The organism is Janthinobacterium sp. GW456P (assembly GCF_002127655.1).
Classification (GTDB): domain Bacteria; phylum Pseudomonadota; class Gammaproteobacteria; order Burkholderiales; family Burkholderiaceae_D; genus Janthinobacterium.
In genome coordinates this window covers 1-21448 of sequence record NZ_NEHB01000051.1, presented here as the reverse complement: position 1 = coordinate 21448, position 21448 = coordinate 1, and the positions used below count along the sequence as shown (strand labels likewise).

The following is a 21448-nucleotide window of genomic DNA, read 5'->3' as shown; positions in this document are numbered from 1 at the left end:
CTCTACTTACTATCAGGAAATTCATCGTCGTTATGGACTGACTTGCTCCATGACCGACGGCTACGACTGCTATCAGAATGCGCTGGCCGAACGCATCAACGGCATTCTGAAAGGCGAGTTCCTGCTGAATCGACCTGCCGACCTGAAAAAGGCGAGCAAAATGGTGGCGCAATCGGTGCGGATCTATAACCAGGAACGGCCGCATACGGCGCTGAAATACAAAACGCCCGATGCGGTGCATCGGGCGTTTTTACAGCAATAAATACTGTCAACCTATTTTAGGACTGGACAGAAGTGTTATTCATGTCGATTAAGAGTAAATTCTCCTGGCCGTTGTCCCAAATTTGTCCCGCCGATTCGATGTCGTTATAACTCCCCGTGCCATCAATGGTTTGACAAGGCCGGGGGGTTTTATTGATACTGTTATGCATGGGTGAGAACAACACAGCGGTCCTGCCGGAAACCCATGCTGTCGCTGTGTAAGCCATTGGCTTGGGGTAGGTGAGATTCGAGCGAACGAGAGATAGCCGAATAAAGAGAGCACACAACGCTCGGCGTGTACCCGCCAGGGTGTAGATACAGGTGGCGCAAGCGCACACGACCCCTGACATCAACCCCATTGTATAAGGCACCGTGAGGTGCGGCGATTAATCAGCGGGCCGTAGAGGTCTGGTGCGCCGCCACCAACAGCATCGGCTCTCGCAAGCGCGTTTGCTTGTGAGGCACGCATGTCGTCTACCACCTCCTTCGTCACGTCTGGCGACTTACCGAAAATCCTTTTCATCGAGCAACTGTCTATCCTGATCGGGAAGACAGCCACAACGATCCGTACTTGCGCAACCAATGCCAAGTACGCGCACCTAATCCCCCGCCCCTTCAAGCTCCCAAATAGCCGACGCCTCTGCTGGTACGACCACGACGTGCTGGCATGGATCAACCTCGGCCGTCCCGCCGACCCACCTCCGGCGAAGCGGCCTCGCGGTCGCCCGACAAAAATCGAGCAACTCGCCCGTCAGCGCTGGGCCGCAACAGCGACGCCCCAATCAGCACGCAGGGGGTGACGCATGGAGTTATCGTTCAAGGCCGCTTGCCCTTCGGCCACCCAATCGACTCAGCGAATTATTAAGGTGAACCCAGGTCCAATTGCGGCCACTGCCACCTTGTCCAAGGCCAGACCGGATAGATCATGCAAGCTGCTTGATGTAGCCCACACAATTGGGACCACCCTGCCATCCGGGAATGATATGGCCTTCAACCATGCCGTGCTCTGTCAGGTCGGTCTGCCCCGTAGCAAAGTCGAGGGCCGTGAGTTTCGCAGGGAGTCGGGTAAGATGTGGATTAGCATTCAAGCTGGATGGCTTGACGAGGGGCGCGGCCATGTCGCACAGACGGTCCCTTACGGGCCAATGCCCCGCCTAGCCCTCGCCCTCGTAAGCACACTTGCGAAACGGCACAAAACCCGAGAGATTCCCATTGGCGACAACGCCGCACAGTTTCTCAAGCTTATGGGCATCGACGATCAGGGCAATCGTTACTCCAAGCTGCGTGAGCAGATGCATGCCCTGGCCGCCTGCCGTCTGCAAATCGGCAATCAAGGGCGTACGTACATTCAACGGGCAACCGGTTGACCAGTTCGACGCCTGGATCGCAAACTCCGACACGGGACAGAAGGCACTGTGGCCGGGCGTTTTGGTACTGTCCGAAAACTACTACAACGAACTGGTGGAGCATGGCGCCCCCCTCGACAAACGCGCATTACTAGCGCTCAAAGGCTCTGCGTTGGCCCTAGACGTATACACCTGGCTTGCGCATCGCCTGCATCGAATAGCGGCCCGCCCAGTCGTCTTGCATTGGAAGCCATTGCGACAGCAGTTCGGCCAAGAGTACAAAGGCGAAGATGCTCACAAGAACTTCAAAAAACGATTCTTGGTGGCACTACGAGAAGCCCTTGCCGCGTACCCATTGGCCAAGGTAACGCCCGTGCCCGGAGGTCTCTTCAAATTGCTCGACGGCTTCGTCCCAAAAAAGCACACGTATAGCGCTGAACCGTTACAGATAGATGCCTACGGAAAAGGATGCGGCGCTCCAAATCGACTGGCGCCTTGCTTTGCTAGTTCAGTCGGGATCCATGCTTCCGATACAATCAGAGGAATCATCGTTGATGACAGACATCTCACGCATGAAAGTCCGTTATTCCAATTGGTTGGCGTTATGTCAATAAATGAAATTGCATGCTCGCGCTTGCAGACTTCACTTCGCCAAGATTCTGCAGCCGTAAAAACTCGACCGCTAAGCGATTTAGCCTCCTCACGAATCGAAGCTAATATTTTTCTATGAGTTTTCGCTTTTTCGGATGCAGCAAAAAAATGCATTCTATGCTCCAACAACTCTATTTTTTCGCCACTTTTCTCCCAATCCGAAAAACCCTTTGTATTGCTTGCACATGCGATCAATGTTTGAATAATTTCCTGTAGCGCCTTCCTAATCGCCATTTTTATATTCTGTGATGTTCCTGCTGCGCAGACGAAAGCCGGATAATCGCCGCTACAATGACTGATAAATGCTAAGACGACATAAATCGAGCTGAACTCTGATATTTCGACGCAGGTAACTTGATAGTCAAGATCTGTCAAAAATTTTAACTCTACCGCTGCAGCGTTGTCCATCGTCTCGGAATCGACCAAAAACGATGGCCGCCCGCAGTACCAAAAATCCATAATGGAATGGCGCTCTAAATATTCACAAAAGCTACTGTACTTAGCGCTCTCAGTTGATTGACCAACGGCCACTCCATTTGTTGTTGGATGCCAACTTGATTCTCGCAATCTTACAGGGTAAGGAGCGTACACATCCGCTATAGCTGCATGCGTGAAATTGCAATTTATGTTCTCTGCTATCTGAATCATTTCAGTTTTCTGAGTTCGTCCAGATGCGTCGAGTGGGCTCGGCAGTTGGTATGGAAATTTGAAAAAATGGCTGAGACTAATTTCATTTAATTTGAAAAACGTTCTATCGGTTCTTAGCGCCGCCGTCGCATATCGTTCAGCGGCTTCAAAGCGAGAACGTTGAAGTGCAGTTGTCGGGGTTCTATCCACAGCAACAGATGTTGAAAATACTCCGTTAGGACATCGCTCATCAGCATGTACTTCCTGAGTTGCCAAATATATTTCTGACGCCAGCTCAATTACTCGGTAGGCACCCAATGGAATACTGGCCGGAAAAAGCAGTGGGAGATCAATACTTGGAACACCTCCCTCCTTGGCCTTAGTTGCCTTGGGCGCCATCATTTAGCAACCTCCACCACAACAGCAACAGCAACAGCAACAGCAACAGCAGCCCCCTCCTTCGCGACCGAGAACACCGACTCCGCCCGCTGCAACAACAGTGCTAAACATTCCTTTCACGGCATTAACAACAGGACTTTCATCAGCTTCAGGCCTTGTTACCAAAGTAGCAAGTCTCGCACCAGAAAAGCCGTATTCGAATAAATCTTCGGCAATGCATTCATTTCTCTCTAAGACTCCATAAAGGTAATCGGCTTCCGTAGCACTAATTACACTTTTCGATGTGAATCTGCTAAAAAATCCAGCACCCGTCGCCATTTTTTTAGCAAACGTAGTGGCAGAAGACGCCGATCTCTCATGAGTCGTTCGTCGATATTCCGCTACTTTTTCGAGAAAGGAAATTGAATTCTGTGAGGGTTTGGTAGCCGTCACCGTCGCCGTTGCTGCCGACAATGCAGCTAATTCGAGTGCGGACATATCGCGTTGAAGTTGACGTTCCGGTTCGTAAGGATCTATCCCACAGCAACAACAACCCGGAATAAATGAATTTTCCGGAGGTATCTCGACCGCCATATTATGGCGGCGTATCATTTCATCAAAGAAAGACCTGCTCAGCTCAGGTTGTTCACGCAAGTATAAATAAGCTTCGCGTAAAAAATCTACATTCGCGGACATTTCTTGCACAGATGAGAAAGCATCGGCTAATTGATTTGCAGCAATCTCGTTTGTAAGAGTGGAATTCGTTCTCAACTCTGCTAGTACTTGCGGAATCATCATGTCTCCTAGTAACAACAAGAACCACGCCCCAAAGTAAGGGGAAAATGAATTTTTGAGCGATTATTAAATCACTAGTAAGTATAAGTCAAAAAAAAACACACAGAGATGAAAGAATCTAAACTCGTATTGATCGAGAATCAAAAAAACGTAACTAGCCACCGGCGGAGGATGACATGCTGTTCGCGCACGCGTGGTAGGACGAAGCAGTTGCGCGTGGCTGCCATTGGTTCTGCTCGGCACAGAGCGGGTGGCAGCATCGCTCCCATACGTAATGGATAGTTTCACCGTATGCTCTGCACAGCGAGATGGGCGTGTTCAGCTCATCCAACAAAGTGCGCAGCAGCCGAAACCATAGGCGCGGCAGCTCGACGTATGCTGTCCTGAGGCCCTGCTAGGTGCGTCGGTCCATCGCCGAAACGGCGCACTTGCCTGCCGCTGCTCACATGAAGTGTCATCCCAGCCCATGAGCATCCCAGTCCCTCCCCAATAGGGCTCCAGCCGGCAGCCATACGCGGGCAGCTCAGCAGTAACGGCATTGCCACTGTTCGCTTTCGGTCGGCTACCCAAGAGGCGACGGCGCAGTCATTGGCGGAAAAGCCTTGCGGCCGTACATATGTTTCAGTGCAATTGGTCAATAGTTCGGCTCTGGTGAATCTTGGACCTGCTCATAGGCCACATGACGCCCTTCGAGCCGCAGGAATTGTTCCCTGTAGCGCTCCAAGCGCGCGGCCGTTCGATTGCCTTCTGGACCAAAAGCGTAGCGCGCAGTGCGAACCGCGTAGTCTTTCCAATTTCGGCGCTCTTCACTGGCTCGAACAGTGGGGGCACACGCCGCCAACGTCGCCGCGATCTCGTCTTGGCTGTGACCTGTGACGCGGAGGCGCACCGCCACCATCGAATCCACGCGGGAGAGGTCGATGTCACCGCCTACTTGCCTAGACACGATGTCGCGGCAATGGGCCGCATAGAGGCGCGCAAAGGGCATCCCAGGCACGAATTGAAGCGCGGGAATACGCGGCTTGGCCTTGGCCATTTCCGACAACTGCGCCAACTCACGCGCAAGAACAGCGGCGTCTGCGAGTGCCTTCGTGCAATGACGAGCCTCTGCAAAAACCAGCCGCACTTCTGGATACCCACGCGTACCCTTCTATCACCTGCAGCAGGTGCATGCGCTAATGGCGCAACAAGGCCGCCTGCCGGCGGCCAACTTGTATCGATCGTATGGACAGGTGCTGAGAGACGTCAGCCAACTCAAGCAAACTGCTGAACACTGACCGCATGCTTTGCATTCGTACACGATCAATGTCTGAACTAAGCGTTGATTCAATTAGGGATATCCTAACGGTGGAGTCCCGCCAAGTGGGATTGCCGCGGCCCGACCACGTCGGCGTATCGGATTTTCTTTGCTTTTCAACTTATAAGCAGGTTCGAATCCTCTCGCCGCGACCAGCATCCTCAAATGCCGTCGGCATCCTTCCTTGCCTGAATTCGCGTCACAAGTCTGCGTCGCTGGGTAGCATAACTTTCTGAGAAGGCGTCCAAGCCATGATGAACCATCCGCCGGAGCAAACGGCAAGCAAGAAGAAAGCCTATCTCCTTGGACTGCTCATCGGATTTCTCCCGATCCTCACCTTTTTTCTGCTCCTGATCGATCACCCGACTGAGTTGATTGGGATATTCACCGGTATCAGCGTGCCTGATTTCAATGACCGGCCGCTAAAAATCCCGCTTGCATGCCTCGCTCTGGGCCTGTTTATTTGGGCATGGCGCAAGCTGGGAAAATCAGGAAGAATCACGATCGGCGAACAGTATGGATTGCTTTTTATTGCAACACTGATTGTCACGGTGCGGTTCTTGATTTTTATGCATCATCTAGGGCAAGCATTGAAAGGCATGGCTTGGTAATGAATGCGAAGGAAGTCCAACAGTCGAAGCGACGCTTAAAATAGGCAGTTGGGTAATTCGAGTACTTTTGTCCAGAGCTACATTACCTTTTACTTCCTTGTCTGCGCAACCTTCAGGCACGTTGCCCTGCGCATTAGCGTGTACCCGCGAAGTGTGATATTAATTAAATAATTGACTAATTAAACACTTTCATCGCGCAAGGGTCCAGTCTTATGTCTTTCTTGATCGTTCTGGCCGCACTGGCCTTCCTGATGCTGGCCGCCTACCGCGGCTACAGCGTGATCCTGTTTGCGCCCGTGGCCGCGCTGGGCGCCGTGCTGCTCACCGATCCGTCGGCCGTGCCGGCCGTCTTCAGCGGCATCTTCATGGAAAAGATGGTGGGCTTCATCAAGCTGTATTTCCCCGTCTTTTTGCTCGGTGCCGTGTTCGGCAAGCTGATCGAACTGTCCGGTTTTTCCCAGGCCATCGTCGTGGCGGCCATCCGCTACATCGGCAGCTCGCGCGCCAATGCCGTGATCGTCGCCGTGTGCGCCGCGCTCACTTATGGCGGCGTATCGCTGTTCGTGGTGGTGTTCGCCGTGTATCCATTTGCGGCGGAACTGTACCGCCAGAGCGATATCCCCAAGCGGCTGATGCCGGGCGCCATCGCCCTGGGGGCCTTTTCGTTCACCATGGATACCCTGCCCGGCACGCCGCAGATCCAGAACATCATTCCCACCACCTTTTTCAATACGACGGGTTGGGCGGCACCGTGGCTGGGCACCATCGGCGCCGTACTGACGGTGATCATGGGACTGGCCTTCCTCGAATGGCGCCGCCGTTCCGTCATGGCGACGGGCGAAGGCTATGGCGCCGAGGCCGAAAAGGCCATGGCCGACGCCGGCGCCCTGCCCCATCCGCTGCTGTCTGTGGCGCCTTTGGTGCTGGTGGGCGTGGCCAACTTTGCGCTGACCAAGCTGATCCCGCACTGGTACGGCGCCAGCCATACGCTGACGGCCGAGGCGCTGCCGGGCTTGCACGCGCCCGTGACGACGGCGATTCCTGCCGTCACCGGTATCTGGGCCGTGGAAGGCGCCTTGTTGCTGGGAATTTTACTCGTCTGCGTGACGGCGTTCGGACGCATCCGCGCCGCCTTTGCCGAAGGCACCAAGGCGGCCGTGGGCGGCGCGCTGCTGGCGGCCATGAATACGGCGTCCGAATACGGCTTTGGCGGCGTCATCGCGGCCCTGCCCGGTTTCCTGGCCGTCAGCAACACCTTGCGCAGCGTGCCCGATCCGCTCGTCAACGCGGCCGTGTCCGTGACGACCCTGGCCGGCATCACGGGATCGGCCTCGGGCGGCATGAGCATCGCGCTGGCGGCCATGTCGGACAGTTTTATCCAGGCCGCGCAGCAGGCGCACATTCCGCTCGAAGTCATGCACCGCGTGGTGGCCATGGCCAGCGGCGGCATGGATACCTTGCCGCACAATGGCGCCGTGATCACCCTGCTGGCCGTCACGGGCCTCACGCACCGCCAGTCCTACCGCGACATTTTCGGCATCACCGTCATCAAGACGGTGGCCGTGTTCCTCGTCATTGCCATCTACTACCTGACGGGGCTGGTGTGAGCGTGGCCTGACTTGAACAAGTGGCTGATGCCCATGGTCAGCAGCGGGCCGGCCAGCGCCAGGTAGGAACTGTCCACGCCATACGGATTGCCCGCCAGGAACCAGCCGATGGTGGCGATCACCGAGACGATCACGCCGACGAAGGCGCCGCGCGGCGTGCCGAATTTCGGCGCATAGAAGGCCATCAGCACCAGCACGGCCAGGGTGGCGCGCAGGGCCTTGCCGAGGAAGGCGATCATCAGCAGTTTTTCCGCGTACAGCGCCAGCACCAGCGGCAGCAGGCCCGCCACGACGATGGCGATGCGCAGGAACATCAGCGATTTCGCGTCGTTCTTCGCCTTGTTGTACCACGGGTCATAAAAGTCTTTCATGGCCAGGGTAGCCGACGCCAGGGTGGTGGCGGAAATGCCGCCGAACAGGGCGCCGGCCAGGCCGACGATCATGATGCTGGCGGAAAACGCCGGCATGTGGGCGATCAGGGTCGGGAAGGCATCGATCGACTTCATGCCCGGATACAGCACGGCGCTGCACATGCCGATCAGGGCCGCCATCAGGCCGAACGGGATCATCAGCGAGGACACGTAATAGCAGGCGCGCTTGGCCACTGCCGGGTTATCCGTGCTGACCAGGGCCTGGATCACGTATTGCGTGGCGAAGATGGAACCGATGCCGCCGATCATCCAGGCGATGATCTGGCCCCAGCCGATCTCGACCCAGTTGAACATCTTGGCGGGCAGCTGCGCCTGCAGCGCGCCGATGCCGCCCGTCGCTTCCAGCGCATAGGCCAGCGCCAGGATCACGCCCAGGTATTTGACGATGGAATGGGCGAAGTTGGTGTACACCACCGAACGCATGCCGCCCAGGCTCACATAGATGACGGTGATGGCGCCCACCAGCAGGATGGCGACCGTCTTGTTAATGTGCAGCACGGCCGCCAGCACGGCGCCGCCGCTCGCATACAGGGCCACGGCAACGATGCTCAGCGCGACGATGGTGAGGATCGATGCCGCGTAGCGCACGGGCTCGCCATACGTTTGCGCCAGGATGCCGGAAATCGTCGACTGCCCGCTTTCCTTGTATTTCTTGACCAGCACGATGGCCAGCAGCAAAAAGCCCAGCGACAGCGCCACCAGGTTCCAGGCGGCGGAAATGCCCAGTTCATAGCCCTTCTGGGCCGTGCCGATGCTGACGGAGCTGCCGATGAATTCCGACAGCAGCAAGGCGCCGATCAGGAAGGCGGGATAATTGCGCCCGCCCGCCGTCATGCCCTCGGCGCTGTTGGCATGCTTGCGCACGCTGTAGGTAATGTACGACATGAGGGCGAAATAGCCCACCGTGACCGCGGCGATGATGATCAATCTGTTTTCCATCCGTCTACTCCAAGTCTGCTTTTCTTATTATTATTTTTCAAGAAAGCTTCCCCTGCCCCTTGCCGGACCAGCCGGCGGTGATGCTCAGGGGAAAACCACATTCCCGCCATACCGATACGGTACAGCAAGCCTCACAATAAAAAAGTCCGCAACTGCTCTGTAAACAAATCCGCCGCCTCGATGTTCGAGATATGCGAGGCGGGCAGGCTTGCCAGGCGGGCGCCCGCGATCTGCCGCTGCAGCCAGCGCGCATCGTCCAAGGTGGTCACGGGATCGTGCTCGCCCGCGATGATCAGGGTCGGCACGCTGATCGTGCCGACGGCGGCGTGCAAGTCCGTCTGGGCCAGCACCTCGCAGCAGGCCGCGTAGCCACCGGCATCCTGATCGCGCAAGGTGGCGACCAGGCGCGCCACCGTGGCCGCTTCCTGCGCGATGAAGGATGGCGTGAACCAGCGCGCGGCGGCGCCGTCGGCCACTGCCGCCATGCCGTCGCGGCGCACTTGCTCCGCCCGCAGCTGCCACGGCGCGGCGCCGCCAATGCGCGCCGCCGTATTCGCCAGCACCAGATGCGTCAGGCGCCGCGGCTGGTGGATGGCCAGCCACTGGCCCGTCAAGCCGCCCATGGAAATGCCGCAGACGGCGGCGCGGGCGATATCGAGGTGGTCGAGCAGCGCCACCACGTCCAGCCCCAGCCGGTCGATGCCGAACGGCGCGCCGCCGCTGGCGGACTGGCCATGGCCGCGCGTGTCGTAGCGCACGACGAAAAAGTCGCCTGCCAGCGCGGCCGCCTGGGCATCCCACATGGACAGGTCCGTGCCGAGGGAATTCGACAGGACCAGGCAGGGCTTGGCGCGGTCGCCATCGGTGCGGTAATGCAGGCCGATGCCGGCCACCACGCACGTTTTCCCGGCGGTGTCGTTGCCTGTATGCGTCATCGCATGTCTCCTCAGGAATCGTCGTCGCGCACCGACGAGGGATGGCGGCACAGCGGCATCACGTCGATCTGCATGTAGGGGAACAGCGGCAGCGAGGTGAGTAAATCATGCAGCTCGTCCACGCTGTCGACGTCGAAGACGCTGATGTTCGCGTACTGGCCGGCGATGCGCCACAGGTGGCGCCATTTGCCCGCGTGCTGCAGGCGCTGGGCCAATTCCTTTTCCGTTTGCTTGAGCTGCGCCGCCTGGTCCGCCGGCATGTCCAGCGGCAGGTTCACGTTCATGCGTACATGGAATAACATGGTTGCTCCCTTATTGACGCTGCATGGATCGCAGCTTGTCCATATCAATCTCGACGCCCAGGCCCGGGCCCGTCGGCACCTGCAGCATGAAGTCGCGGTAGACGAGCGGCTCGCGCAAGACTTCCTGCGTCAGCAGCAGTGGCCCGAACAGCTCCGTGCCCCAGGCCAGTTCCGCGAACGTGGAGCAGACGTGGGCCGTGGCCGCCGTGCCGACGCCGCCTTCGAGCATGGTGCCGCCGTACAGGCCCACGCCAGCCAGGCGCGCCACGGTCGCCACTTCCAGCGCGGGCAGCAAGCCGCCCGACTGGGTGATTTTTACGGCATACACGTCGGCCGCATCGGCCTGGGCCAGCGCCAGCGCATCGGCAGGGCCGTGCAAGGCTTCGTCGGCCATGATGGCCACGTCGAAGCGCTGCTTCAGGCGCGCCAAGGCGGCACGGTTGCCCGCCTTGACCGGTTGCTCGATCAGGTCGACGCCGCCCGCTTCCAGCGCGGCGATGCCGCGCACGGCGTCCGTCTCGCTCCAGGCCTGGTTGACGTCGACGCGCACGCTGGCCCGCTCGCCCAGCGCCCGCTTGATCTCCAGCACGTGGGCCACGTCGGCCACCACGTCGCGCAGGCCGATCTTCAGCTTGAAGATGCGGTGGCGGCGCAGGTCCAGCATTTTTTCGCCTTCGGCGATATCGCGCGCCGTGTCGCCGCTGGCCAGCACCCAGGCTACGGGCAGCGCATCGCGCACGCGCCCGCCCAGCAGTTCCGACAGCGGCACGTTCAGACGGCGCGCCTGCGCATCGAGCAGCGCCGTCTCGATCGCGCACTTGGCGAAGCGGTTGCCCTGGATGACCTTACGCACTGTGGCCATGGCCTTGGCGACCTGGCTCGCTTCCATGCCGACCAGCAGCGGCGCGATATAGGTATCGATATTCGTCTTGATGCTCTCCGGGCTTTCGCCGCCGTAGCTCAAGCCGCCGATGGTGGTCGCTTCTCCCCAGCCGGTGATGCCGTCGGCGCAGCGCAGCCGGACCAGCACCAGGGTCTGCGTATTCATGGTGGCGACGGACATCCGGTGCGGGCGGATGGTTGGCACATCGACCAGGTAGGTCTCGATATTTTGAATCATATTTATTCCGTATAATTCCGTGGAGTGGTGACACGATATTCCCCGAATGTCGCCACGTCCAACACCGAGTTGGTATCAAACCTATACCTGAAAGGTATGAAGATGGAATTACGGCACTTGCGCTACTTCATCGCGGTCGCAGAGGAAAGGAACTTTACGCGCGCAGCCGCGCGGCTGCACATCGCGCAGCCGCCACTGAGCCGGCAGATGCAGCAGCTGGAAGAAACGCTGGGCGTGGCGCTGATCGAAAAAGGTTCGCGGCCCTTGCGGCTGACGGAAGCGGGTGAGTTTTTCCTCGCCCATGCGCGCCCCCTGCTCGACCAGGTGCGCGACCTGCAGGCGATGACGCAGCGCGTGGGCAAGCTGGAACGCACCCTGTCGATCGGCTTCGTCGCCTCGACCCTGTATGGGGAATTGCCCGACATCGTGCACCGCTTTTGCGAACGCCATCCAGAAGTCGACGTGACCCTGCATGAAATGACGACGGTGCAGCAGCTCAAGGCCCTGAAGGAAGGCCGCATCGACGTGGGTTTCGGACGCCTGAAAAGCGAAGACCCCAGCATCCGCCGCATCCTGCTGCGCGAAGAGCGGCTGGTGGTGGCCCTGCCGCCCGGACACCGGCTGGCCAAGGGGGAAGGCGGCTTGCGCCTGATAGATCTGATCCACGAGACCCTGCTCGTGTATCCGAAAGCGCCGCGCCCCAGCTTTGCCGACCAGGTGCTGGCCATGTTCAGCGAAGGCAATGTCACCCCCGGTCCCGTCACGGAAGTGCGCGAGCTGCAGATTTCCATGGGACTGGTGGCGGCCGGCCAGGGCATTTCCATCGTGCCGGAAAGCGTGCAAGCCATGCATCACCGGAACGTCGTGTACCGCAAGCTGGACGACAAGCATGCGTTCTCGCCCATTTTATTCAGCATGCGGCATATGGACCGCTCACCGGAACTGGAAAACCTTCTCGCTGCCGTGTACTCGATCTACGATGAACACGGCATCGCGTACGTCAAGGAAAGCCTGTAGCAGTGACTACGCGGCGTCGGCCAGCAGCTCCGGGCGCAGCGCGCGGATGCGCAGCTCCGTAAAGTAGCCACCCGCCTCGTTGTAGCGCAGGTAGTGGCGGCCGCAATCGAGGCAGCGGGCCACCTGGCTCAGGTTCGCGGGATAGTAGCGCGGCGCGATGGGCGCGTCCGCGCTGTCGTAGCGCGTGCCGTGCGGGTGGTACTCGTCAAACGTCGGTTCCTCGTAAGGATCTGCGCGCAGGGTGCCGATTTCTTCAAACCGGTCCAGCTCCAGCGAGGTGGGCAGGCGCTGCCAGGCGTCGAGGGGGACGGCGCAGCAGCTGCATGGTTTTGTCACCAGCGCCGATGCGGCGGCCAGGGTGGACAAGGCGGGAAAGTCGATGAATAACATGGTTCAGCCTATGCGAAGGGGCGGCCCTTGGCAACGAGCCTGGCCGCGCCCCTGCATTCTAGCCCGGCAAGCGTCATCGCGCCGCCCGGCGCCGGCGGCCATGCCGCGCCAGGAGCAGTTCGAGCAGCACCAACATGCCGCCGGAAACGAGCAGCAGCGGCATCAGCGCACACATGCCGGCCGCCACCAGCCAGGCCAGCGCGGACGGCGAGGTCCAGGCGCCCGGCAGCAGCCTGGGCAAACCCAGCGAGCCTGGCAGGCGCCGCTTGAAGAACATCACCCAGCCCGACACCAGCGAAAACAGCACGCTGACGCCAAAGACCAGCAGCAAGGCCTGGTTCCACCAGCCGAATTCGCCGCGGTGAAACGGGATGCCGATGGCGGTGGCCTTGCCGAACGCCGTCTGCGCCTCCCAGCCCGCGTAATACAGGGGCTTGCCGCTGTAGGCATCGAATTGCAGGTCGAAGCGCAAGGTGGGCTGGCTGCGGTCCGCCATGGCGGCACGCCACACATCGTCCTGGCTGGCCGGCGCCGTCAGTTGCACGGCGATGGCGGGCGCGTGACTGCGCGCCACCTGCCACGCCTCCTGCCAGTCGAGCGGAGCGCCCTCCTCGCTTGAGTGCAGGCCGCGCGGCACGGGTGGCGGCGCCTGGCCGCTGACGTCGCGCAGCGTGCGGATGCGCCCACCCGCCTGCTGGCTCCACGTCAGTCCCGTCGTCAGGATGACCAGACTGACGACACCCAGCGCCACGCCGAGAAAAGCATGCCACTGGCGCCAGCCGTTGCGGCCCTGCGCGCCCCGCTTCGGCAAGCCCGATTGCGCGCCGCGCGGCCACCACAGCACCACGCCCGTGACCAGCATCACCATCAGCCAGCTGGCGGCCAGCTCGATCATCCAGCGCCAGCCATCGTTTTGCAGCAGGCGCGAATGCAGCTTTTTCGCCCAGTTGCCAAAGCGCTCGCTGCTGGCCAGGCTGCCCAGCACGCGCGCGTCATACGGATTCACGTAGACGATGATGGCTTGCGCGGGCAGGCCGAACTTCGGCTTGATCTGTACGGCATGTCCGCCATGGCCCGCATGTTCATCAGGCGCGCCGCCGGGCGGCGCGAATGCCACCTGCACCGCGTCATCGTGTTGAAACGGCGGCAGCACATGCCGCACCGTCCAGCCATGCGGGGCCGCCCGTTCCGCGGCCGCCACGGCCGCGTCCAGCGGCAGCATGGACGCCTGCGGCGCCACGTGATCGAGGTGCTGGTACAGCCTTGCCTCGATCTGCGGCGTGAAGATATACAAAATGCCCGTCAGGGTAGCCACCAGCGCGAATGGCGAGGCGATCAGCGCGGCCCAGAAGTGGATGCGCCAGTACAGGCTTTTACGGCGTGCGATAAGAAAAGTTGCGTCGTCCATGGCCATCCTCACATTCCAGCATAGGTATAGGCCAGGCCCAGCATCACGCTGCGCGGCGCACCGGGCGTGTACTGGTTCTGGCTGTTCGGCGCATAGCTGCCCGTGCCCGCGTAGCTGCTGCTGGCCGAATCGGCATAGCGCTTATCGGCCACATTGCGCACCTGCACCCATGCCTCCAGGCCCCGCGCAAGCCGGTAGCTGGCGCGCAGGTTCAGCAGCGCGTGGCCGCCATACTCCACCGTGTTGGCATTGTTCATCCAGTAGCGGCCCTGATGCACGGCTTCGAGTGCGATACGCGCGCCCGTCACGGGCTTGTAGCCGATCTCGAACGAGGTGATGTCGCGCGGTGCCTGCGGCATGGTGCGGCCGCTGTAGTCCAGCGTGGCCGAGACCTGGTAGCGCAGGTAGCGGTGGCGCGCGATGGCCGTCGCGAAGCGCGCGTCGAACGGGCCGCTGTCGTAGTTCAGGCCCAGCTCCAGGCCTTCGCTGCGCGTGCGTCCCGCATTGCGGTTTTCGCTGTTGCCCGGCGAGAGCGTGTAGCTGACGATGGTGTCGCGCCCGTCGAGCCGGTACACGGCCGTATCGAGTTTCAAGCGGCCCTGCAGGAAGGCCCAGCGCAAGCCCAGTTCATAGTTGTTGTAGACGGACGGCTGCAAGTCGGCGATGCCCGTCTTGCCATACAGCTGGCTCACTTCGGGCGGCGTAAAACCCTGGCTGACGTTCGCATACACGCTGCCCGCACGACCGATGGCGTAGGTGGCGCCCAGCTTCGGGCTCACATGCGAAAAGCTGCGCGACTCGTCGGGCGCGCCGTAATTGACGCTGCCGCCGGGCGCCAGATTGTTATGATAGTCATAGCGGATGGCGTCCGAACGGCCGCCCAGCACCACGCGCGTGCCCGCCAGCGGAGAGAATTCCCATTGCGCGAAGGCGGCCGTGTTCAAAATGTCCGTCCGGTAGTCGCGCACGCCCTGCGGATTGGACGCATTGGCCAGCGTATAGCGCAGGTAGCGGCCCGTGGCCGCATCGCGCACGATGGAGAGATTGTCGCTGACAAAGGGATTGTCGCTCTTGTCCACGTACACGCCTGCGACCACGCGCGAACGCAGCCACGCGAATTCCTGCTGGTGTTTCACGTCCAGCCCCAGCGAATCGACGTGGTTGTTGTTGATGACGCCCTTGCACAGCATGCCAGCGCAACTGCCGATGGAGTAGGCGGGAATCTGCCCGTGGTCATTCTTGCGCGTAAACACGGTGACGGTGCTCGCGCCATTGGCCGTCGTCGCGCCCTCCCACGCCAGGTTCATGCGCGTGGTCTTGTCCTTGCGGTAAGTGAACGTGTTCAGGCTCTTGCCGGGATGGCTGCGGTAGTCGTTCTCGAACAGGCTGCCCGTCATGGCCGCATCGAGGTCCGTGTGGACGATGGTGGCGCGCAGCTGCGACGCGGGGCCGAGCGCATAGTCGGCGCGCAGTGAGAACGAATCCTTGTCGCCATAGCTGTACTCTTGCCAATTGTCGCGCGAACGGCGCGAGCTGTAATGGGAAAAGCGCAGTCCCAACGGCCCCCAGGTATCGCTGGCAGACGTGTCGTAGCGGGTGAATCCGCCCACGTTGTCGCGCCGCACGCCCACGCTTGCCGTCGGTGTCGCGCTGGCGCCGGCCGTGAGGAAATTGACGGCGCCGCCCACGGCATTGCTGCCGTACAGCGAGGAAGCGGCGCCCTTCACCACTTCCACGCCGCTGGCGCCCGCCATGTTCATCTCGTTGAGCGAGTTATGGTTGAAGACGCCCAGCGGGCGGATCGGAATGCCGTCTTCCAGGTACTGGTAGACGGCATTCGTGCCGATGGGCTGGCGGATGCTCATGCTGTGCTGCTCGTTGCCCAGGTCATTCCAGTACACGCCGGCGATGCGGTTGAGGATATCGCCCATGGTCTTGGGCTTGTCGCGCTCCAGGTTTTTGGCATTGACGACGCCGATCGCCTGCGGCGTCTCGGACAGCCACGCCTGCGCGCGCGAACCGGAAACGACGACCGTATCGATGGCGTGGTCAAGTTGCTGCGCCTGCGCGCAGGGATAGGCCAGGGCGATGGCTGCCGCCAGCATCAATAATTTCTTGTTCATGTGATTCTCGTTGAAGTGTGAGGATGCGGGGCGTCACACCGCAAGGTGGACAGCGCCAGCATGGAAAATGCGAAAACTTAAACGAGACCGGGCGGCGCGCGCGACTGCGCGGTGGACCAGATGAACAGCGGGGACGGGGACTGGTAGTACAGGGCCGGGAAGATGGCCGTGCCGCTGGCCACAGGCAGCGGCAGCACGGGGCTGGTCGGCGGCAGGCCGACGGAACCCGCATGCGTGGAACAGAAGGCGCAATGCTCCATCTGCATGGCCTTGCCGGCGGACTTGCCGTCGTCGCCGGCCGCATCAAGCTGGACGAAACGGATGCCGGCCACCGAGCAGATTTCCGCCCAGCCGGAGCCGGACTCCTGCTTGGCGTTGGCGACGGCCTGGGAAATCGACGGCGCGAGCGCCGCCAGCAGGATCGCAAAACAGGCGATCCAGGCGGCAAAGCGGCGCGTGAACAAGGTCATTCCCATGGCCGCATTTTACCAGCGGCCGCCGGGACTGGGTAGCGCAATGCCGCTCAGGCGGCCGGGCAGGCGGCGCCGCCGTTGTCAAATGCACGCACCACGCTGGCCGCATCGGCGGCGATGCGGTGCACGGCGCGGCGGTGGCCGAGCACCAGTTCATCATAGCCCGCGCCGACTTTTTCGTTGGCGATCGTGCGGCAAGTGACCACCTTGCTGCTGGCCAGCTGGCGCACGCTCCACACGGCGTCGATCAGCGCATACTGGCCCATCACGGACTCGAAACGCTGCACATTGGTGCTGATGCGGTACACGGGCAGATTGTCCGAATGCGGCGTGCGGAACACATCGATGGCGCCCAGGTCGTTCGTCACGGCCGTGGAGAGGGCCTGGCCAATCTCGCCGGCCAGCGGCCCCGCCCAGCGCTGCTGTTCCAGCAATTCGATGCGGCCTGATGGTGCCGTCACGACGAACTGGTTGCGGCTCACCTGCTGCGGCACGCTGACGGCCAGCACCTCGACATAGTATTTGACGGGCTTGGCCGGCTGCGCGTCGGCGCCGCCGCTGAGCGTATAGAAATGCTCGGGCTGTGGCGTGGAGCAGGCGCCCAGCAGGCTGGCCGCCAGCAGCGCGGAAAACATCGGCTTCATCATTTTTTTTCATCTCCTTTTTTGCCGCGGATCAGGGACTCGGGATGACGTTCCAGGTAATCCGACAGCGCGTTCAGCGATTGCAGGGTTTGCGTCAGCTGCTGCAAGGCTTGCCGCACGTCCGACTGCAGCGGCGAATCCTTTTGCAGCACCTGTTCGGCCGTGCCGAAAGTCTGTTTCGCCGCCGTCAGGGTATCGCGCATTTCCGGCACCACCTGGCCATCGAGCTGCTTGAACAGCACATTGGCCTGCTTGATGGTGGTGTTCAGGTTATTGCCGATCTCCGCATATGGCACCTGATCGAGCTTGCGGGCGATGCTGGCGATCTGCGTCTGCAGTTCATCGAGCGTGTTCGGCACGGTCGGCAATTCCAGCGGATACTTGTTCACTTCCAGCGTCACCTTTGGCGCTTTCGGGAAGAAGTCGAGCGCAATATACAGCTGGCTGGTCAGCAGGTTGCCCGTGCGTAGCTGGGCGCGCAAGCCGCGGCTGACCATGCGTTCGAGCAGTTGGTGGCCGGCCGAGCCTTCCTCATCGTCGACGGCGGCCTTGAAGCGCATGCCCAGGCGCGCCGGATACAGGTTGACGGTGACGGGCATGCGGAAGTTCTTCTTCACAGGATCGAACTCGATGCCGACCGAGCGCACCTCGCCCAGCACGATGCCGCGGAAGTCGACCGTGGCGCCGGGCTGCAGGCCGCGCAGCGACTGGTCGAAATAAAAGACGGTGGTGATCGCCTCGCCATCGGGCTCGCGCATGGCGCTCGCTTCGTCGGCCGCCAGGCGGTAACTGGTGCCGGCCGGCGCCGGCTCCTCGGGCTTGCGGCCGTTTTCCGCCTCGAAGGCGATGCCGCCCACCAGCATGGCCGCCAGCGACTGCGTATTCAACTTGAAGCCGTTCGAATCGAGGCGCACGTCGACGCCGCTGGCATGCCACCAGCGCGCGTTCTTGCCGACGAACTGGTCGTACGGCGCGTTCACGAAGACCGACATGCTGATGCCGTTGCCATCCTTGTCCAGCGCGAAGCTGACCACCTTGCCCACGCGCAGACGATGGAAGAACAGGGGCGAACCCACGTCGACGGAACCGAGGCTGTCCGCGTGCAGCGTGTACAGCTTGCCCTTCTGGTCGCCGGCCACGGCGGGCGGATTTTCCATGCCGATGAAGTTCTCCTTTTTGGCTTCCGACTTGCCCGTGTCGACGCCGATGTAGGCACCCGACAGCAAGGTACCCAGGCCCGTGACGCCGCTGGCGCCGATCTGCGGACGCACCACCCAGAAGCGAGAATCGGCGGTGGCGAAGCGGCGCGCTTCCTTGCTCATGTCGATCGTCACGAGCACCTTGCTCAAGTCGTCGCCCAGGGTGATGGCGCGCACCTGGCCGATGTCGACATCCTTGTACTTGACCTTGGTCTTGCCCGGCTCCAGTCCTTCGGCGCTCTTGAAGCTGACCGTCACCGTGGGTCCCTGGTCGAGGATGGACTTGGCGGCCAGGCCGGCGCCGATCAGCGCGGCCAGCAGCGGGATGAGCCATACCAGCGATGGCAGCCAGCGGCTGCCCTGCTCCACATCGGGTTCCGGCAACGGGGGGACGCCCTGGCCACCCGTTGCGGCCAGGCCGCCCGCTTCTTTGTCAGACATGCTGTTCTCCAATCACTGTATTGTTTCCGGTATTTGCCAGCACCACGGGTTCTTCTTCGCCAGACACCTGTCCGTCGACGGGGTCCCAGATCAGGCGCGGGTCGAACTGCATCGCCGCCAGCATGGTCAGCACCACCACGGCGCCAAAGGCCAGCGCGCCGGATCCGGCCGTGATCACGGCCAGCGACTTGAAGCGCACCAGCGCCACCGTGAGGGTGACGACAAAGATGTCGAGCATGGACCAGCGGCCGATGAATTCAACCATGCGGTACAAAATGGTGCGCTGGCGCGGCCGCCAGCGCGAACGCCGCTGCGCCGTAAACGCCAGCAGCGCCAGCACGCCCAGCTTGAGCATGGGCACGACCACGCTGGCGATGAAAATGATGATGGCCAGGCCCTTCGAGCCGCTGCTCCAGAACAGCACGACACCGCTCATGATGGTGTCGTCCTGTGCACCGAACAGCGATTGCGTCACCATCACGGGCAGCAGGTTGGCGGGAATGTAGAGGATCATGGCGGCGATCAGCAAGGCCCAGGTGCGGTTGATGCTGTCCGGCTTGCGCACGTGCAGGGCCGTGCCGCAGCGCACGCACGCCAGGTGCCTGCCCTTGCCCAGGGGCGGCGCCACCAGGCCGCAGGCGTGGCAGGGCAGCACCTTTTCGCCCGGCGCGAAGGCCTTGTAGCGGATGCCGGGCAGCGCTTGCCGGGTCAGGTCGTCGCCCAGGTTCCACAGGGCCTTGGGGTCGAACGAGACGACGATGGCCAGCAGCACGGTGAGCGCGCCAAACGCGAACAAACCTGGTTGCGGCAGCACCGTGGCCAGGCTGGTCATCTTGACGACGGTGATCAGGATGCCGATCATCAGCACCTCCGTCATGCCCCATTCGCGCGCCGTCCGCACGGCGCGCAGCACGCGGTGAAAGCCGGGCACCTTGACGCCGCCGCGCAAGCCCAGCGCCACATACAGCAGGGAACCGAGTTCGATGGCGGGAAAGAGGATGGTAAACAGGAAGACCATCGTCGCCACGATGTGCATCTGCTCGTACCACAGCACGCGGATGGAGCCGAGCAAGGTGGCGCTGGAAGTGAGGCCATTGACGTCGAGTTCGACGATGGGAAAAAACTGGGCGATCAGGAAGACAAAGGCGGCACCCAGGGTGAGCGCCACCACCTTGCTCAATTCGGCCGAGGCGCCGCGGCCTGGCGTGGCGCGGTACAGCACCGAACGGCAACGGATGCAGCGCGCCTTTTCGCGTGGACGCAGCGGACGTTTGCGGTACAGCACGCCGCAGTCATGACAGCTAATCAGGTCGTATCGGTGCACAGTGTGAAGTTTGCCGGCGCAGGAAAGCGCGACTATCCCATGTCAATGCCAGCCATCATGACAGAGTTGGCATTTTCCTGCACTATGGCATTACTCTTTTTCACTGCCCCGCAACAGCGCCTCCACGGTGCGGCCGATGTGCAGCATGTGATCGTCGGCACCGGCCAGGCCGCAAATGCCCAGGCCCACGGGCAGTGCGCCGTCGGCATGGCAGGGCAGCGACAGCGCGCAGCCATCGAGGAAGTTGATCACGCTGGCGTTGCGCAGCACCAGGCCGTTCGTGGCAAAAAAAGTGGCGTCATCGGCTTCCAGCGGCGCGACTTGCGGCGCCAGAGTGGCCACGCTGGGCATCAGCCAGGCATCGAACGGCGCCAGGCGCCGCCGGGCGATGGCGATCAGGCGCGCGCGCGCATCGAGCAGGTCGATGTAGTCGGCCGCGCCCTGCTGCTGGCCGCGGCGGATGCGCGCCGCCACGCGCGGGTCGTACTGCGCGCCCTTCTCTTCCATTAACGCCCTGTGCCAGTGCCAGGCTTCGGCCGCCACCAGGCCGCCGCCGCCATTGATAGCCGGCAGCTCCAGCAATTCGGGAAAATCGAACCGTTCCACCAGGGCGCCGGCTTGCCGCAGCTTGTCCAGCGCGGCGTCGAAAGCCTGCTGCACCTGCGGCGCCACGTGCGTACCGACGTAGTCAAGGGTAAAACCGAAGCGCAAGCCTTTCAATGCAGGCGCCTGCGCGCCGATGTCATGGCCCGACAGCGCCGCATACAGAATGGCGCAGCAGTCGACGCTGTGGGCGATGGGCCCGGCCGAGTCGAGGGAGCGCGACAGGGGCAGCGTGCCGGCCAGCGATACGGACGCCGCCGTCGGCTTGAAGCCCGTCAGGCCGCAAAAGGCCGATGGAATGCGGATCGAGCCGCCCGTATCCGTGCCCAGCGCGCCGGCCGCCATGTCCAGCGCCACCGTCACGGCGCCGCCCGAGGTGGAGCCGCCCGCCACGCGCGCGCCGTCGTGCGGATTGCGCGGCGTGCCGTAATGGGGATTCAAGCCCAGGCCGGAAAACGCGAATTCGCTCATGTTGGTACGGCCCAGCAGAACGGCGCCGGCCGCCCGCAGGCGCGCCACGGCGCCC

Annotated in this window: 20 protein-coding genes and 1 pseudogene; 6 read left to right on the top strand and 15 right to left on the bottom strand. The window is 61.6% G+C overall.

Annotation, left to right across the window (positions count from 1 at the left end):
• The 3 genes and pseudogenes from CBW66_RS27685 to CBW66_RS29625 all read left to right on the top strand — a co-directional run.
• On the top strand, positions 1–262 hold a 262-nt coding region (locus CBW66_RS27685), incomplete at its 5' end, for an integrase core domain-containing protein (RefSeq protein WP_139843073.1).
• 982 nt (positions 263–1244) lie between these two features.
• Positions 1245–1628 carry a replication protein RepA gene (locus CBW66_RS29630; protein WP_253249995.1) on the top strand — a complete coding sequence of 128 codons (384 nt, stop codon included), beginning with the start codon at positions 1245–1247 and terminating at the stop codon, positions 1626–1628.
• Positions 1558–1794 (top strand): annotated as a pseudogene (locus CBW66_RS29625) (replication protein RepA); the annotation flags it as partial. The gene CBW66_RS29630 and the pseudogene CBW66_RS29625, both read left to right, overlap by 71 nt.
• Before the next feature lie 269 nt (positions 1795–2063).
• On the opposite strand, the gene CBW66_RS27670 reads toward CBW66_RS29625, so the two are convergent.
• The 3 genes from CBW66_RS27670 to CBW66_RS27665 form a co-directional block, all read right to left on the bottom strand.
• Positions 2064–3287: a YcaO-like family protein gene (locus CBW66_RS27670; protein WP_086140928.1), complete on the bottom strand. Its 1224-nt coding sequence runs from the start codon at positions 3285–3287 to the stop codon at positions 2064–2066.
• Positions 3288–4061 carry a hypothetical protein gene (locus CBW66_RS28840; RefSeq protein ID WP_139841815.1) on the bottom strand — a complete coding sequence of 258 codons (774 nt, stop codon included), beginning with the start codon at positions 4059–4061 and terminating at the stop codon, positions 3288–3290.
• A gap of 631 nt (positions 4062–4692) precedes the next feature.
• Entirely contained in the window at positions 4693–5094 is a 402-nt protein-coding gene (locus CBW66_RS27665; RefSeq protein WP_139841814.1) for a hypothetical protein, read from the bottom strand.
• Between the two features lie 512 nt (positions 5095–5606).
• Between CBW66_RS27665 and CBW66_RS27660 the strand changes: the two genes are divergently transcribed.
• The gene (locus CBW66_RS27660; RefSeq protein WP_086140920.1) at positions 5607–5966 is read left to right on the top strand and encodes a hypothetical protein; all 360 of its coding nucleotides are present in this window, start codon (positions 5607–5609) and stop codon (positions 5964–5966) included.
• A 212-nt stretch (positions 5967–6178) separates the two neighbouring features.
• A complete protein-coding gene (locus tag CBW66_RS27655) occupies positions 6179–7573 on the top strand; it encodes a GntP family permease (protein ID WP_086140919.1) in 1395 nt (464 codons plus the stop codon).
• On the opposite strand, the gene CBW66_RS27650 is transcribed toward CBW66_RS27655, so the two are convergent.
• The 4 genes from CBW66_RS27650 to CBW66_RS27635 all read right to left on the bottom strand — a co-directional run bounded on the left by CBW66_RS27650 (position 7552) and on the right by CBW66_RS27635 (position 11300).
• On the bottom strand, positions 7552–8943 hold the full coding sequence (locus CBW66_RS27650) for a sodium:solute symporter family protein (protein WP_086140918.1): 1392 nt from the start codon (positions 8941–8943) through the stop codon (positions 7552–7554). The two genes, CBW66_RS27655 and CBW66_RS27650, sit on opposite strands and share 22 nt — an antisense overlap.
• A gap of 131 nt (positions 8944–9074) precedes the next feature.
• Complete coding sequence (pcaD, locus tag CBW66_RS27645; RefSeq protein WP_086140917.1) at positions 9075–9878, bottom strand: 3-oxoadipate enol-lactonase; 804 nt, start codon at positions 9876–9878, stop codon at positions 9075–9077.
• An 11-nt stretch (positions 9879–9889) separates the two neighbouring features.
• Complete coding sequence (gene catC / locus CBW66_RS27640; protein ID WP_086140916.1) at positions 9890–10180, bottom strand: muconolactone Delta-isomerase; 291 nt, start codon at positions 10178–10180, stop codon at positions 9890–9892.
• A 10-nt stretch (positions 10181–10190) separates the two neighbouring features.
• Positions 10191–11300 (bottom strand): muconate/chloromuconate family cycloisomerase, encoded by a 1110-nt coding sequence (locus tag CBW66_RS27635; protein ID WP_086140915.1) that lies wholly within the window; start codon positions 11298–11300, stop codon positions 10191–10193.
• Between the two features lie 102 nt (positions 11301–11402).
• Here CBW66_RS27635 and CBW66_RS27630 point away from each other — a divergent pair, with 102 nt between their 5' ends.
• Positions 11403–12317, top strand: a complete 915-nt coding sequence (locus tag CBW66_RS27630) for a LysR family transcriptional regulator (RefSeq protein ID WP_086140927.1) — start codon at positions 11403–11405, stop codon at positions 12315–12317.
• 6 nt (positions 12318–12323) lie between these two features.
• On the opposite strand, the gene CBW66_RS27625 is transcribed toward CBW66_RS27630, so the two are convergent.
• The 8 genes from CBW66_RS27625 to CBW66_RS27590 form a co-directional block, all read right to left on the bottom strand.
• Positions 12324–12707: a hypothetical protein gene (locus tag CBW66_RS27625; RefSeq protein ID WP_086140914.1), complete on the bottom strand. Its 384-nt coding sequence runs from the start codon at positions 12705–12707 to the stop codon at positions 12324–12326.
• A 73-nt stretch (positions 12708–12780) separates the two neighbouring features.
• Positions 12781–14115 (bottom strand): PepSY domain-containing protein, encoded by a 1335-nt coding sequence (locus CBW66_RS27620; protein WP_086140926.1) that lies wholly within the window; start codon positions 14113–14115, stop codon positions 12781–12783.
• An 8-nt stretch (positions 14116–14123) separates the two neighbouring features.
• Positions 14124–16238, bottom strand: coding sequence for a TonB-dependent receptor (locus CBW66_RS27615; RefSeq protein ID WP_230492366.1), 2115 nt, complete (start codon positions 16236–16238; stop codon positions 14124–14126).
• A gap of 77 nt (positions 16239–16315) precedes the next feature.
• Complete coding sequence (locus tag CBW66_RS27610; protein WP_230492367.1) at positions 16316–16714, bottom strand: DUF2946 domain-containing protein; 399 nt, start codon at positions 16712–16714, stop codon at positions 16316–16318.
• Positions 16715–16761: 47 nt separating this feature from the next.
• A complete protein-coding gene (locus CBW66_RS27605) occupies positions 16762–17358 on the bottom strand; it encodes a membrane integrity-associated transporter subunit PqiC (RefSeq protein ID WP_230492368.1) in 597 nt (198 codons plus the stop codon).
• On the bottom strand, positions 17355–18995 hold the full coding sequence (locus CBW66_RS27600; RefSeq protein ID WP_086143024.1) for an intermembrane transport protein PqiB: 1641 nt from the start codon (positions 18993–18995) through the stop codon (positions 17355–17357). The genes CBW66_RS27605 and CBW66_RS27600 overlap by 4 nt, the downstream gene beginning before the upstream one ends.
• Positions 18988–20319, bottom strand: a complete 1332-nt coding sequence (locus CBW66_RS27595) for a paraquat-inducible protein A (protein ID WP_086140911.1) — start codon at positions 20317–20319, stop codon at positions 18988–18990. The genes CBW66_RS27600 and CBW66_RS27595 overlap by 8 nt, the downstream gene beginning before the upstream one ends.
• Before the next feature lie 90 nt (positions 20320–20409).
• Positions 20410–21448 (bottom strand): amidase (locus CBW66_RS27590; RefSeq protein WP_139843072.1); only part of this gene is annotated, 1039 nt, incomplete at its 5' end.